Below are 14,456 nucleotides of genomic sequence, written 5' to 3'. Positions count from 1 at the left end.
TATGGCCGCGAAGGGCTTTTCCGCGGAAGGCGCTGGATTTCTCCGGCGCACCCATTATGTACCGACCATTATGAAAGCTTGCTGTTCCGCAAAGGGTCGTCCGCGCGAGTTCTGTGCCGACACGGCGCTCGCCGCCGCGCTGCGGGTGTTCTGGAGCAAGGGCTACGAGGGCGCGTCGCTTACCGACCTCACCGAGGCGATGGGGATCACGCGTCCCAGCCTGTACGCGGCGTTTGGCAACAAGGAAGCGCTCTTCAAGATGGCGCTCGACCTCTACGAACGCGAGAAGCTCGACTACATCGGCGAGGCGCTGAAGGAGCCGACGGCTCGGAAGGTGGCCGAGCATCTGCTGCGCAGTGCGTTGGAAATGCAGATGAGCAATTCCGATCCGAAGGGCTGCATGGGCGTGATCAACGCCGTCGCCTGCGGTGCGGAGGCCGAGTCGATCCGGGCGGAGGTGATCCATCGCGGCCGAGTCGCCAAACAGGGACTGATCGATCGGTTCGAGCGGGCGAAGGCAGAAGGCGACTTGCCACCGGATACCGATGCCGTCGGGCTGACCAGCTATCTCACCGCGATCATGCAGGGATTGGCGGTTCAGGGCGGGGCTGGTGCCTCGTGCCAGGACCTGAAGGCGCTGATCGATACCAGTCTCGCGATGTGGCCGGAGGCGTAAGCCGGTCGAGTTCTCATTACGCGCTTGCAAAAAATACCGTACGGTATGAAAAGGCTCTTGACCGTCGCCTCCGCGTTTCTATACTGGGCGGTATAGAAGATAAAGGCAGCGTCGAGCGGGGACCAACCCCGACGGCGACTTCAGCAAATTAAACCAACGAACCGGACGCGACGCCGCAGGACCCCTCCTGCGCGACAGGCCGGGTCGTGCCCTTGAATGACAAAGACCGGCAGGCCGGCGGAGGCGTTCCGCGCGGCGCGAGGGCGTGCGCCCTAGCTCGGTCCGGCAGGAGGAGACGAGTGATGGCGTATATGAACTTCACCGAATTGCAGGGTGCTCCCGTTGCTGCGCCGGTCGATGTGCCCGCCGTCGTGGGCGACGTCGGCTTCTCGGCACTCGAGTGGTCGGTCGTGGCGATCGCGCAGAAGGACCGATTGTCCAGCCTGGCGACACCGGGCCGGCTGTCGATCGCCTTCGGCACCGTCTTCGGCAACCAGAGCGGAAGCGCCCGGCTCGCGGATCCGCGCCTGGAGGCGCTGCGTCGGATGTCCGTACTTGCGTGGCATCACGGCGATGCCGTTCCCCGCCATGAAATTCGTGCATTCCACCAGGCCGGCTTCACGCACGAGCAGTACGAAACCCTGCTCGACAGCATCAGCCGCGGCCGCTCAGCCCTGAACCAGGGAAGGCGTACCCGATGAACATGATTTCCCGAGTTGAGACCGAAGAAGCTTCGCGAGCAGGTCTCGCGAAGCGCTTCCGCCGCTTGCCCTTCTGGCAGCGCGCGGGCGTCATAGCCCTTCCGATCGCGCTGGTGGTCGGCAGCACCGGCATCGCCTTCAAGGGCGCGCCTGCCGCGCCCGCTGCTCCACCGCCGCCGGTGGTCACCGTGGCCGCGCCGTTGGTCCGCGACATCAACGAGTGGGACGACTACGTCGGCCGGTTCGAGGCGAGCCGCGCGGTCGAGGTCCGGCCGCGCGTCGCCGGGGCGATCACGGGCGTGCACTTCACGGATGGGGCCGTCGTTCACAAGGGGCAACTGCTCTTCACCATCGATCCTCGGCCCTTCACCGCCGCGCTTGCGGAGGCACGCGCCGGCCTCGCCAGTGCGGAGAGCGACCTTGCGCTCGCGCGTGCGGATCTCGGCCGCGCAGAGCGGCTGGTCACCGTGGACGCCGTCTCCAGAAGCGATCTCGAGCGGTTGCAGGCGCGCGTTCGCGCTGCGACTGCCGCCGTCGCCGCAGGACAGGCTCGGGTGCGAAGCCGCGCTCTGGACGTGGAATTCACGCAGGTACGAGCCCCGATCTCAGGTCGCATTTCGGACCGCCGCGTCGATCCGGGTAATCTGGTCGCGGCCGGAGAGGGGCAGGGCGGCTCGCTTCTGACGACGATCAACGCGCTGGACCCGATCTACTTCACGTTTGACGGTTCCGAGGCGCTGTTCCTCAAGACCAAACGCGCACGGGAGGCGGGTGCGGCCGCGTCGCCGGTCGAGATCCGGCTTCAGGACGAGGCGGACTATAAGTGGAAGGGGCGGCTGGACTTCACCGACAACGGGCTCGATCCACGATCGGGCACGATCCGGGGGCGTGCGGTTCTGAGCAACCCGGGGCTGTTCCTGACGCCTGGGATGTTCGGCAACATGCGGCTGTCTGCCGGCGGAACGACGCGCGCGTTGATGGTCCCGGATGCGGCGATCCAGACCGACCAGGCGCGCAAGCTCGTGCTCACCGTGGGCGCGGACGGAACGGTTGCTCCCAAGCCGGTTGTGCTCGGACCGGTGGTCGACGGCCTGCGCATCATCCGCTCCGGCCTCACGCCTCAGGACAAGGTGGTGATCGCAGGCACGCAAATGGCCATGCCTGGTGCCAAGGTTCAGCCGAAGCCCGGCAGGATCGCGCCCGATGCATCCGCGCAGCAACCCACCTTCACGGCACCGGTCACGGGCGAGGCAACCTTCGCCCGGTGACCCGTCAGCCGCCGGGACGCCCCCAACACCCGGCGGCTGACACCCCCAGTTTCTGATCTCTTGCACGAGGAGTGGCCCCATGCGCCTCTCGCGGTTCTTCATCACGCGCCCGATCTTCGCGGCCGTCATCGCGATCGTGATCACGATCATCGGTGCGATCGCCTATCTGGCGCTTCCGATTTCCCAGTACCCGGACATCGTGCCGCCGACCGTCACGGTCACGGCGAGCTATCCTGGCGCCTCGGCCGAGACCGTCGCCGAAACCGTTGCTGCGCCCATCGAGCAGGAGATCAACGGCGTCGACGACATGCTGTACCAGTCGTCGCAGTCGACCGGCGACGGCAATGTGACGATTACCGTCACCTTCAAGTCCGGCACCAACCTCGATGCCGCGCAGGTGCTGGTGCAGAACCGCGTCGCAGTCGCCGTGCCGCGTCTGCCCGAAGAAGTGCAGCGCCTTGGTGTCGTGACGCGGAAGACCACGCCGGACTTCCTGATGGTCGTCAACCTGATCTCCCCCGACAATTCGGTCGATCGCAGCTATATCTCCAACTACGCGCTTACCCAGGTCAAGGACCGGCTGGCGCGTATTGAGGGCGTGGGCGATGTGCGGATGTTCGGCGCACGCGACTTCGCGATGCGCGTCTGGATCGATCCGGGCCGGGCCGCGGCGCTGAACCTGACGGCGGGCGACATCGTCCAGGCGTTGCGCGCGCAGAACATCCAGGTCGCCGCCGGGACGCTTGGTCAGCCCGGCTCTACTCCCACTGGCAACGCGTTCCAGCTCAACATCGAGACGCAGGGTCGCCTGAAGGACCCGGCAGAGTTCGGGCGGGTGGTCATCCGCACCGACAACGATGGGCGCCAGGTGCGCGTGAGCGACGTGGCGCGGGTCGAGCTCGGCGCCGCCGACTATTCGTCCAACACCTACCTGTCGAACCAGCCGACCGTCATTCTCGGCGTGTTCCAGCGTCCGGGATCGAACGCCCTTGCCGCCGCAACGGCGGTGCAGGACGAGCTCGAGGCGATGTCAAAGGACTTCCCCAAGGGTTTGGAATACCGCGTCATCTACAATCCGACTGAGTTCATCTCCCAGTCGATCGACGCGGTCTACCACACGCTCGGCGAGGCGGTGTTGCTGGTCGTGCTGGTCGTGATCGTGTTCCTGCAGAAGTGGCGCGCGGCGATCATCCCGGTGGTTGCCATCCCCGTGTCGCTGATCGGCACGATGGCGGTGCTGCTGCCGCTCGGCTACTCGCTCAACAATCTTTCGCTGTTCGGCCTGGTGCTGGCGATCGGCATCGTCGTGGACGACGCGATCGTCGTCGTGGAGAATGTCGAGCGCAACCTGTCGCGCGGCATGTCCCCGCTCGAGGCGGCGCGCACGTCCATGGACGAAGTGTCCGGCGCGCTGGTTGCCATCGTGCTGGTGCTGCTGGCGGTGTTCCTGCCGACGCTGTTCCTCAACGGGCTTTCGGGTGCCTTCTACAAGCAGTTCGCGGTCACGATCTCCGTCGCGACGGCAATCTCGCTGCTGGTGTCGCTCACCCTTTCACCCGCCCTCGCCGCGGTGCTGCTGACCGGGCATGAGGGAGAGCCCAAGGGTCGCATCGGGCGGATCACCAGCCGCGCGGCGGACGCCTTCAACCGGGGCTTCGATCGCTTGAGCCACGGCTACAGCCGCCTGACCCGGGTGCTGGTCACGCGTCCGAAGCGCATGATGGTGACCTATGCGGGACTGATCGCGGCAACGGTCGCCATGTTCTGGGTGACGCCGGTCGGCTTCATCCCGGCGCAGGACCAGGGCTACTTCCTGACGGTCATCCAGCTGCCGCCGGGCTCCTCGCTTGAGCGCACGGATGAGGTGATGCGCAAGGTCGTGGCCCGCATCCTGCCCATCAAGGGCGTGAAGGGATCGGTGATGCTCGCCGGATTCGATGGACCGTCGCAGACGCTCGCGCCGAACAGCGCGGCCGCCTATGTCCCGCTGCAGTCCTTCGAAGAGCGCAAGAAGCTGGGCGTCACCTACGCCGGCATCATGGACGAGGCGCGCAAGCGTACGGCCGACATCAATGAGGCGATGCTGCTCGTCGTGCCGCCGCCGCTCATCCAGGGTATCGGATCGGCCGGTGGCTATCGCATGATGATCGAGGATCGTGGCGAGCACGGCTATGCCGAACTGGGCAAGACGGCGTTCGATCTGATCGGCAAGGCGAATCAGACCGAGGGCCTGCAGCAGGTCTATACCTTCTTCAACACGGCCACCCCGCGCGTTTTCGCCGATATTGATCGGCGGAAGGCGGACCTGCTGGGCGTGCCACCGGAGCGGGTGTTCGAGGCGCTGAACGTCTATCTCGGTTCGGCCTTCGTCAACGACTTCAACATGTTGGGTCGCACATATCGCGTCACCGCTCAGGCCGATGCACCGTTCCGCACCACCGAAGCGGACATCGCCAACCTGAAGACGCGCTCGAACTCCGGGGCGATGGTGCCGATCGGCTCCGTCTCCACCTTCGAGAACAAGACCGGCCCGTATCGGGTGACGCGCTACAACCTCTTCCCCGCGGTGGAGGTCGATGGCGACACCGCACCGGGATACAGTTCCGGCCGGTCGCTGCTCACGATGGAGAAGCTCGCGAGCGAGTTGCCACCGGGCTACGAAGCCGAGTGGACCGGCATTGCGTTCCAGCAGAAGATGGCCGGCAGCACAGCAGGCCTGGTGTTTGCGCTGGCCGTGCTGTTCGTCTTCCTGGCGCTCGCGGCGCAGTATGAAAGCCTGACGATGCCGCTGGCGATCATCCTGATCGTGCCCATGTGCCTTCTGGCCGCCATGGCGGGCGTCAATCTGCGAGGAATGGACAATAACGTCCTGACCCAGATCGGGTTGGTGGTGCTGATCGCGCTGGCCGCCAAGAACGCCATCCTGGTGGTGGAGTTCGCAAAGCAGGCGGAGGAGCAGGACGGCCTCTCGACCGTGGAGGCAGCGGTTCGCGCCGCACATGACCGCCTGCGGCCGATCCTGATGACCTCGTTCGCCTTCATCCTGGGAGCCGTGCCGTTGCTGATCGCGAGCGGGGCCGGCGCGGAGCTCCGCCAGGCGCTGGGGACGGCGGTGTTCTTCGGGATGATGGGCGTGACTGCCTTCGGCCTGCTGTTCACCCCGACCTTCTACGTCGTGTGCCGCGCGCTGGGCGATCGCATCGCCCGCCTTCGCTCTCGCAAGGCTGCCGACCGTGACGCCGCACCTCACTTCCAGCCCGCTGAATAAGGAGGGCCCGATGCGTTCGATCCTGATCACCACCTCGGCGCTGGCGCTTGCCGCCTGCGCCGCAGGTCCCGACCATGCGGCACCCAATCATCCGCAAAGTGCAGGCGGCAGCTTTGTCGCCGCAAGCGCCGTCGTCACGCCGGAGCCGGTGAAGGGCGATTGGTGGCGGCTCTACGATGATCCCGTGCTGGACCAGCTCGTCGCGGACGCCCTGGCGGCCAACACGGATGTTCGAGCCGCCGCCGCCCGCGTGGAGCGTGCGCGGGCGCTCTTGCGCGGGGCCCGCGCGAACCAGCTTCCCCAGGCCACCCTGGGTGCGGGCGCGAACTACGGACGGACGCCCGAAATGCAGCGGGTCCCCGGAATGTCCCGCGAGAACTGGCAAATCGATGCGGGTCTGAACGTGAGCTATGAGGCCGACTTGTTCGGACGCCTCTCGCGCAATGTGGAGGCATCGAGAGGCGATGTCGGCGCCGCAGTTGCCGATGCAGAAGCGGTCCGCGTGGCGGTGGTTGCCGAGACCACCCGTGCCTATGCCGATGCCGCGTCTGCCGCGGAACGGATGAAGGTTGCCGAGCACATCGTGCGACTGCTCGACCAGTCGCTCGACCTGACCGAACGGCGTCGCAGCGTCGGCGAAGGAACGCGGCTCGACACAGCGCGGATCGGCGCTCTGCGGAATGAGCGTCAGGCGCAGGTTCCCACGCTCCGTGCCGAGCGCGACGCCGCGCTGTTCCGTCTGGCCCTGCTGACTGGCCGCGCCCCCGCCGATCTTCCGCCGGTGGCTGCGGCGCGGACGTCCACGCTGCGGCTGAACCAGCCGATCCCGGTGGGCGACGGAGCTGCACTGCTCGCCAGGCGTCCGGACGTCCGCGCAGCAGAGCGAAGGCTCGCCGCCGCGACCGCGCGGATCGGCGTGGCGACCGCGGACCTGTATCCGCGGATCACCCTCGGAGCGTCCGGAGGTTCGACCGGCACGGATATCGGCGACGTCTTCGGTGCGGGGCCGTTGCGGTGGCTGGTGGGAGGCTTGCTGAACTGGGCGGTGAACCCGGGACCCGCGCGGGCCCGTGTGGCGGCCGCCGAGGCGGAAAGCCGGGAGGCCCTAGCAGACTTCGACGGCTCCGTCCTCCGGGCACTGCAAGAGACGGAGACGGCGCTCTCGGCCTACGCCAATGCGCTGGACCGGCGGACGGCACTCCAGGCCGCGCGCAATGAAGCGGAAGCCGCCGTAAACATCGCGCGGGCGCGGCAGCGCGAGGGCGACATCGACTCTCTCGCACTCCTCGATGCGGAACGCACCTTTGCCGATGCGGAAGCCGCGCTGGCGAACGCCGACGCCTTCATCGCCGACGCCCAGGTCGATCTCTTCCGCGCCCTGGGCGGGGGCTGGCAAAATGAAGAAGCCGCATGACTGCGTAGTCCGACGCCATTTGCAAATCCTGCCGAACCACGGATGCATGCGGCTGCGTAACGAGCTTGATTTCGTGACCGATTTGGCTGCAAGCACTCGGGTTCGGGGGCGGTGGTGATGCTTAGGATTTGGAATGGCCGCATCGGCGTTTGAGGATCATGTTGCGAACCGCCGGTTCGAGCTGCTGGTACAGTCCGTCACCGACTACGCGATCTACATGCTCGATCCGGAAGGCCATATCGTCACCTGGAACGCCGGTGCCGAACGCTTCAAGGGCTATTCCCCCGACGAGATCGTCGGCCAGCATTTCTCGCGCTTCTTCACCTCGGAGGATCGCAAGGCGGATCTGCCGGGGCGGGCGCTTCGGATCGCTGCCCGCGAAGGCCGGTTCGAAGCCGAAGGATGGCGCGTCCGCAAGGACGGCGGGCAATTCTGGGCGCATGCCGTGCTCGATCCGATCCGAGCCGAGAACGGGACGTTGCTCGGCTATGCCAAGATCACGCGCGACATCACCGAAAAGCGCCGGCTAGAGCGCGCGACGTACGACAGTGAACTCCAGTTCCGCCTGCTCGTCCAGGGCGTGCGCGACTATGCGATCTACATGCTGGATCGCAGCGGCCGGATCACGAGCTGGAATTCGGGTGCACGGGCGATCAAGGGGTATGAGGAAGCGGAAGTGCTGGGCCAGCATTTCTCACGCTTCTACACCGAAGAGGACCGCGCCCGCGGTGCGCCGGCGGCAGCCTTGGCCACCGCTCTGGGCGAAGGCAAGTTCGAGGCCGAGGCGCAGCGGGTCCGGAAGGACGGTTCGCTGTTCTGGGCGCACGTGGTGATCGATCCGATCTACAACGGTGCCGGCCAGCACGTCGGCTTCGCGAAGATCACGCGCGACATCAGCGAGAAGGTTCGTGCAAGCGACGAACTGCGACAGACCCAGGCTGCCCTGCTCCAGTCGCAGAAGCTTCAGGCGCTGGGGGAGCTGGCAGGGGGCATCGCGCACGACTTCAACAATCTGATGACCGTCATGCGCGGCGCCGCCGACTTCCTCTTGCGGCAGCCGGATCTGCCCGTCGGAAAGCGCAGCCGCTATTTGCATGTGATGCTGGAAACCGCCGAGCGGGCGACGAGCCTCACCTCGCAGCTTCTTGCCTTTGCCCGGCGCCAGCCGCTGGAGCCGGAGGTGATCGACCTGAGCGTGCGCCTGGATGCGCTGGGCGAGATGCTCCAGCGCACGCTGGGGAGCCAGTACGACCTGCAGCTGGACCTGTTTCCGGCGCTTTGGCGGGTCGAGATCGATCCCACGGGCCTCGAAACGGCGCTTCTCAACGCGGTGCTGAACGCGCGCGACGCGATGCCGAACGGCGGGCGCATCACCATCTCGACCCGCAACTGGTCGACGCCCAGCGGCGACATGGTCCGGCTGTCGATCAGCGACACGGGCGAGGGTATTCCCCCCGAGCGGTTGGAGCGCGTCTTCGAGCCGTTCTTCACCACCAAGCCTACGGGCAAGGGGACTGGCCTCGGCCTCTCGCAGATCCACGGGTTCGCCACGCAGTCCGGCGGCGCGGTCGACATCGAGTCGCAGGTGGGCGTGGGAACCGCGGTGCACATGCTTCTGCCGCGTACGGAGAAGGCCGCTCGCGAAGACGTCAGTGACGCCGGAGATATCTCGATCCCACATGGGCTTCGGGTTCTGCTGGTCGAGGACAGCGAGCACGTCCGCTATTTCGCCCGCCAGCTGCTCGAGGACCTCGGCTGCGTGGTCACCCAGGCGTCCGATGGCGAGGAAGCACTGGGGCTCCTCCAGTCGGATACGTTCGACATCATCTTCTCGGACATCGTGATGCCCAGGCTCAGCGGGCTCGACCTGGCGCAACGCGCCAGGGAACTGGGCTACTCGCTGCCGGTGCTGCTCGCGAGCGGCTACAGCAGCAAGCAGTTCATCCCTGCCGACGAGCGCGAGTTTCCAATCCTCCGCAAGCCCTACAAGCTAGAGACCCTGGCAGCAGGAGTGAAGCAGCTGCTGGAGAAAGAGGCCTGACGGGGCAGGGCGTGTGCGCAGCGAGATCAGGAAGCGGGTGAGCGCCTGAGCAGGGGCCGCCGAGAGGCGTGTTCATCGCGCCGCGACCTTCGCCAGGCCACCGCCGTCTGCCAGCTTTGATATAGGTGCGGTAGGTGCCGGGTATAATCCGTCCGCGTTAGCCCATGGGATGATCCCGTAGGCACCTGCCGTGCGGCGGGTGTCGCGTATCCGGTCAGGAGAGCTGGATGCTGGTGCCTCTAGTGAGACTTGTCACCCGCAGTGGCGTTTGCGCCGAAGATGGTGACCCCTACGAGAATCGAACTCGTGTTTTCGCCGTGAGAGGGCGACGTCCTAACCGCTAGACGAAGGGGCCAATCGCTTGGTGAGGTGGCCGTTTACGGTCGGAGGCTGAGCACGTCAAGCAACCAATTCGCTCCACCAGCTCTTTTTCGTAACCACTTGGGATGGCCGCGGAAAATGTGACTTGTAGGTCCGTCCCGCCGAACTTGCACCGGTGCGGAGCCCTGACTCCCCGTTCATCCTTTGGCAACCTTTCCCTCGGTCGCGCATTGAAGCAGCAACAACCTTGTAGGTGATGTGATGTTCAAGTTCGTTCCCGTGGTCTTCGCTTCGGTGCCCCTGGTGGCGGTGGTCAGTGCCTATGTGATGGTGCACTGATCGAGCCCTGGACCGCTCGCTCCAGCGGAGAAGGCAAAAAGAAAGGGCCGCCGGGGTGATCCCAGCGGCCCTTCCTGTTTTGCGTTGCCGCGAGTGGCTTAGGCTTCTTCGCCCTCGACCGGCGCTTCGTCGCGCGCGATCTCGCCCGGCTCGGCGTTGGGGTCATAGTCCTCGGTGAAACCGGCGGTGTCCTGCTCGAACATCGCAGCCATCACGTCGACGCCCTGCGCCTGCATGTCGGCCTCTTCCGGCGAACGTGCGACGTTGACCTTGACGGTCACCGCGACTTCCGGGTGCAGCGCGACGCGGACTTCGTGCAGACCGATCGCCTTGATCGGGCGATCGAGCACGACCTGTGCCTTGTTGACCTTGTGGCCGTCGGCGACCAGCGCCTCGACCAGGTCGCGCACCGCGACCGAGCCGTACAGCTGGCCGGTGTTCGACGCCTGGCGGATCAGGGTCACCGAAACGCCCTCGAGCGTCTTGGCTTCGGCCTGTGCGTCGGTGCGACGCGAGGCGTTCTCGGCCTCGATGCGCTCACGGTTGGCCTCGAAGACCTTGCGGTTGGCTTCGTTGGCGCGCAGCGCCTTCTTGCGCGGGAGGAGGAAGTTACGGGCAAAGCCGTCCTTCACCTTCACCACGTCGCCGATGTGGCCGAGCTTCTCGACCCGCTCCAGCAGAATGACGTCCATGTCGGGCGCTCCTTACTTCACGATGTAGGGCAGCAGGCCCAGATGGCGTGCGCGCTTGATGGCCTGGGCCAGCTCGCGCTGCTTCTTTGCGCTCACCGAGGTGATGCGCGACGGGACGATCTTGCCACGCTCGGACACGAAGCCCTGGAGCAGACGGACGTCCTTATAGTCGATCCGGGGAGCGTCCTTGCCCGAAAAGGGGCAGCTCTTGCGGCGGCGGAAAAACGGTCGTGCCATGATGATGCTCCTTTACGCTTCTTCGCGGCGCGGGCCGCGGTCTTCGCGGGGACCACGATCGTCGCGGTCGCGGCCGCGACCACCACGGTCGCCACGCTCCGAACGCTCGCTCTTGCGCATCATCACGGTCGGGCCGTCTTCCAGCTTGTCGACCTTGACGGTCATGAAGCGGATCACGTCCTCGTTGATCTGGGTCTGGCGCTCCAGCTCGGCGACCACGCCTGCGGGCGCGTCGATCTCGAGCATGACGTAGTGCGCCTTGCGGTTCTTGGCGATCCGGTAGGCCAGCGAACGCAGCCCCCAGGTCTCGGTCTTCACGACCTTGCCGTTGTTGTCTTCGATGATCTTCGTGGCGGTTTCCGCCAGCTGGTCCACCTGCGCCTGTGCCAGATCCTGGCGCGCAAGGAACACATGCTCGTACAGAGCCATGCTGCTTACCTATGTTGGCCGATCGCTGACGCCGCCCCGTGCGGCGCCCCTCCGGCTGTCGTCCCAAAATCAAACGAGGGCGGAAGGACGTGCCTTCCACCCCCGAGGACCCGTGCCTGTACCGCAAAAGCGGCGAAAGGCAAGGTGTTTAGTTGGCGAACCCGCCTGCGATCAGTTGGCAAGTACGCCGCCGATCACGGCTCCGATCAACCCGCTCGTCAATGCGACCAGCACCGCATCGTTGCCCGACTGCACCCACTGGTAGCCGCGGGGCGGAGCATAGAGCCGGCTGCTGCCGCGATAGTCGATCTGGCGATAGTTGCGGGCATAGCGGCTGTCGAACCGTTCGCCGCGCTGCCAGTTGCGGACGTTCTGATACTGCTGGCGGCTGGGCTGCTGATAATAGCGCTGAGGCGTGCGGGTCACCTGCTTGTTGACGACGGTGGTCCGCTCCACGGTCCGGTGCGGTCCATGGTCCGAACGCTGCGGCGCGGCCATGGCGGGCGTCGCGAGCAGCGAAGCAGCGACGGCGGCGAGAACGAACTTCTTCATGGGAACCTACTCCTTCATCACCCTCAGTGGCGATGAAGGCAATCTGGGGGTTGGCTGTCGCAAGCGTTTGTCGTTGGTGCGGCAAAATGGTCGCAACCTGTCGCGGCCCATGGGCTTGCGTTCATCTTCGTGCTCGGCCTAACGGCGCCTCACGTTTCAAGGAGAGGCACGTGCGCGCTTTCATCTTTCCTGGCCAGGGGAGCCAGTCTGTCGGCATGGGGGCGGCGATCGCCGCCGCCTCGCCCCATGCCCGCGAGGTGTTCGGGGAGGTCGACGACGCGCTCGGCCAGAACCTCTTCCGGCTGATGAGCGAAGGCCCGGCCGACGAACTGACGCTGACCGAGAACGCGCAGCCGGCGATCATGGCGAACGCGATCGCGGTGTTGCGCGTGCTGGAAAAGGAAGGCGGCGTCCGCCTGGCCGAGAAGGCCGACTTCGTCGCCGGCCATTCGCTCGGCGAATACACCGCCCTTTGTGCAGCCGGCGCGTTCGACCTCCCAACCACCGCCCGGCTTCTCAAGCTGCGTGGACAGGCGATGCAGGCGGCGGTGCCGGTGGGCGAAGGCGCCATGGCTGCGCTGTTGGGTGTGGATCTGGAGAAGGCGCAGACGATTGCCGGCGCTGCCGCCGATTCGATCCTGGCCGAGGGTGGGCCGCAGCTCGTCTCCACCGTCGCGAACGACAACGACCCGAGCCAGGTGGTGATCTCCGGCCACCGCCAAGCGATCGAGCGCGCGGTGGCGCTCGCCAAGGAAATGGGCGCCAAGCGTGCGTTGCTGCTGCCGGTCTCGGCGCCGTTCCACTGCCCGCTGATGCAGCCGGCAGCAGAGGCGATGGAGAATGCGCTGCTCGACGCCGACCTGCGGGCACCGCTGGTGCCGGTCTATGCCAATGTCGATGCGGTGGCGATCGCCGATCCGGGTGCGATCCGCGTGGCGCTGGTACAGCAGGTTACCGGCATGGTGCGCTGGCGCGAATCCGTGCTGGCGATGCAGGATGCCGGCGTGAGCGACTTCGTGGAGCTTGGCGGCAAGGTGCTGGGGCCGATGGTCAAGCGGATCGCACCCGACGCTACCACGACCAGCGTCGTGACGATGGACGATATCGAGGCGCTCGTAGCGCGCCTTTGAACAGGGATCAGAATATGTTCGATCTTACAGGCATGACCGCGCTGGTGACCGGCGCGTCGGGCGGCATCGGTTCCGCAATCGCCAAGGCCCTGGCGGGGCAGGGTGCGCGCCTCGCGCTCTCGGGCTCCAACCTCGACAAGCTCGAGGCGTTCAAGGCGGAGCTGGGTGGCGATCACGTGGCGCTGCCGTGCAATCTCTCCGATGGCGCCGCGGTGGACCAACTGGTGCCGCAGGCGGTGCAGGCGCTCGGCAAGCTCGACATTCTCGTCAACAATGCCGGCGTCACCCGTGACAATCTGGCGATGCGGATGAAGGACGACGAGTGGGATCAGGTGATCCGCGTCAACCTGGAGGCGGCATTCCGCCTCGCGCGCGCTGCCGCGAAGCCGATGATGAAGGCCCGTTTTGGACGCATCGTCTCGATCACGTCGGTGGTGGGGCAGACCGGCAACCCGGGCCAGGTAAACTACGCCGCGTCCAAGGCGGGCTTGGTCGGCATGTCGAAGGCGCTGGCACAAGAACTGGCGAGCCGCGGGATCACCGTCAACTGCGTGGCTCCGGGCTTCATCCGTTCGGCCATGACGGACGTGCTGCCCGAGGCTCAGAAGCAGGGGCTGCTGGGCAAGATCCCGGCGGGCGACCTCGGCACCGGCGAGGACATCGGTGCGGCCGTCGTCTATCTCGCCAGCCGGGAAGCGGGCTACGTCACGGGCCAGACCCTGCACGTCAACGGCGGCATGGCGATGATCTGACGTCCAGCACGCTCCGGCGCGCCGGGGCCCTTGCAAGCGAACGGACGCCGTTCTAGGTGCGTTCAGGAATACGCGTTACAGCATTTTGAAAGAGGAACAGGGAATGAGCGAGACCGCCGATCGCGTGAAGAAGATCGTCGTCGAGCATCTGGGCGTCGAAGCCGAGAAGGTGACCGAGGACGCCAGCTTCATCGACGACCTGGGCGCGGACAGCCTCGACATCGTCGAGCTGGTCATGGCGTTCGAGGAAGAGTTCGGTGTCGAGATTCCGGACGATGCCGCCGAGAAGATCACGACCGTCAAGGACGCGATCGCCTACATCGACGAGCACAAGGGCTGAGCCCTGCCGGTCCGGTCGCAGTGATGCGACAGGGCCGCGGCTGACGCCGATCAGGAACGGCCCTCCGTCCCGCCGCGACAAGCGAGGGGCGGGGGGCCGTTCGCATTTGAGAGCACAGACGGAGAGTTGCCATGCGCCGCGTAGTCGTGACCGGGCTCGGCCTCGTCACCCCGCTGGGTGCCGATGTCGAAACGGCCTGGAAGAACATCATCGCCAGCAAGTCTGGCCCCGCCACCATCACCCGCTTCGACGCAACCGACTTCCACAGCAACTATGCCTGTGAAGTGAAGCCGGCC

The 14,456-nt window shown here is 66.1% G+C and carries 14 protein-coding genes and 1 tRNA gene; 10 read left to right on the top strand and 5 right to left on the bottom strand.

Translation table 11 applies throughout. From position 1 onward, the window contains the following. Positions 1 to 70 precede the first annotated feature (70 nt). From ABDZ92_RS07380 to ABDZ92_RS07355, 6 genes are all read left to right on the top strand, one after another. The gene (locus ABDZ92_RS07380) at positions 71 to 676 is read left to right on the top strand and encodes a TetR/AcrR family transcriptional regulator (RefSeq protein ID WP_125959563.1); all 606 of its coding nucleotides are present in this window, start codon (positions 71 to 73) and stop codon (positions 674 to 676) included. A 311-nt stretch (positions 677 to 987) separates the two neighbouring features. Further along, positions 988 to 1,377 (top strand): hypothetical protein, encoded by a 390-nt coding sequence (locus ABDZ92_RS07375; protein ID WP_272695536.1) that lies wholly within the window; start codon positions 988 to 990, stop codon positions 1,375 to 1,377. After that, positions 1,374 to 2,645: an efflux RND transporter periplasmic adaptor subunit gene (locus ABDZ92_RS07370; protein ID WP_125959565.1), complete on the top strand. Its 1,272-nt coding sequence runs from the start codon at positions 1,374 to 1,376 to the stop codon at positions 2,643 to 2,645. Before ABDZ92_RS07375 ends, ABDZ92_RS07370 begins: the two co-directional genes overlap by 4 nt. A 79-nt stretch (positions 2,646 to 2,724) precedes the next feature. Continuing rightward, on the top strand, positions 2,725 to 5,913 hold the full coding sequence (locus tag ABDZ92_RS07365; RefSeq protein WP_125959566.1) for an efflux RND transporter permease subunit: 3,189 nt from the start codon (positions 2,725 to 2,727) through the stop codon (positions 5,911 to 5,913). A gap of 10 nt (positions 5,914 to 5,923) precedes the next feature. Beyond that, entirely contained in the window at positions 5,924 to 7,327 is a 1,404-nt protein-coding gene (locus ABDZ92_RS07360) for an efflux transporter outer membrane subunit (protein ID WP_125959567.1), read from the top strand. Between the two features lie 133 nt (positions 7,328 to 7,460). Beyond that, complete coding sequence (locus tag ABDZ92_RS07355; RefSeq protein ID WP_125959568.1) at positions 7,461 to 9,368, top strand: hybrid sensor histidine kinase/response regulator; 1,908 nt, start codon at positions 7,461 to 7,463, stop codon at positions 9,366 to 9,368. Between the two features lie 280 nt (positions 9,369 to 9,648). On the opposite strand, the gene ABDZ92_RS07350 is transcribed toward ABDZ92_RS07355, so the two are convergent. From ABDZ92_RS07350 to ABDZ92_RS07330, 5 genes are all read right to left on the bottom strand, one after another. Then, a tRNA-Glu gene (locus tag ABDZ92_RS07350) sits at positions 9,649 to 9,723 on the bottom strand. Between the two features lie 403 nt (positions 9,724 to 10,126). After that, positions 10,127 to 10,720, bottom strand: coding sequence for a 50S ribosomal protein L9 (gene rplI / locus ABDZ92_RS07345; RefSeq protein ID WP_125959569.1), 594 nt, complete (start codon positions 10,718 to 10,720; stop codon positions 10,127 to 10,129). Positions 10,721 to 10,732: 12 nt separating this feature from the next. Further along, positions 10,733 to 10,957, bottom strand: coding sequence for a 30S ribosomal protein S18 (rpsR, locus tag ABDZ92_RS07340; protein ID WP_125959570.1), 225 nt, complete (start codon positions 10,955 to 10,957; stop codon positions 10,733 to 10,735). A 12-nt stretch (positions 10,958 to 10,969) separates the two neighbouring features. After that, on the bottom strand, positions 10,970 to 11,386 hold the full coding sequence (gene rpsF, locus ABDZ92_RS07335) for a 30S ribosomal protein S6 (RefSeq protein ID WP_125959571.1): 417 nt from the start codon (positions 11,384 to 11,386) through the stop codon (positions 10,970 to 10,972). A 171-nt stretch (positions 11,387 to 11,557) separates the two neighbouring features. Continuing rightward, positions 11,558 to 11,938 (bottom strand): RcnB family protein, encoded by a 381-nt coding sequence (locus ABDZ92_RS07330; protein WP_125959572.1) that lies wholly within the window; start codon positions 11,936 to 11,938, stop codon positions 11,558 to 11,560. Between the two features lie 170 nt (positions 11,939 to 12,108). On the opposite strand from ABDZ92_RS07330, the gene fabD reads away from it, so the two are divergent. The 4 genes from fabD to ABDZ92_RS07310 form a co-directional block, all read left to right on the top strand. Beyond that, positions 12,109 to 13,068 (top strand): ACP S-malonyltransferase, encoded by a 960-nt coding sequence (fabD, locus tag ABDZ92_RS07325; RefSeq protein WP_125959573.1) that lies wholly within the window; start codon positions 12,109 to 12,111, stop codon positions 13,066 to 13,068. A 14-nt stretch (positions 13,069 to 13,082) separates the two neighbouring features. Beyond that, positions 13,083 to 13,820 (top strand): 3-oxoacyl-[acyl-carrier-protein] reductase, encoded by a 738-nt coding sequence (gene fabG, locus ABDZ92_RS07320; RefSeq protein ID WP_125959574.1) that lies wholly within the window; start codon positions 13,083 to 13,085, stop codon positions 13,818 to 13,820. A 103-nt stretch (positions 13,821 to 13,923) separates the two neighbouring features. After that, a complete protein-coding gene (locus ABDZ92_RS07315; RefSeq protein ID WP_125959575.1) occupies positions 13,924 to 14,160 on the top strand; it encodes an acyl carrier protein in 237 nt (78 codons plus the stop codon). Positions 14,161 to 14,291: 131 nt separating this feature from the next. Further along, on the top strand, positions 14,292 to 14,456 hold a 165-nt coding region (locus ABDZ92_RS07310), incomplete at its 3' end, for a beta-ketoacyl synthase N-terminal-like domain-containing protein (RefSeq protein WP_343762255.1).

It is taken from the genome of Sphingomonas molluscorum (genome assembly GCF_039522995.1).
In the GTDB taxonomy this organism is placed as follows: Bacteria; Pseudomonadota; Alphaproteobacteria; order Sphingomonadales; family Sphingomonadaceae; genus Sphingomonas; species Sphingomonas molluscorum.
Note: the sequence above shows the minus strand (reverse complement) of the source record. Positions and strands in the feature narration are given on the sequence as shown.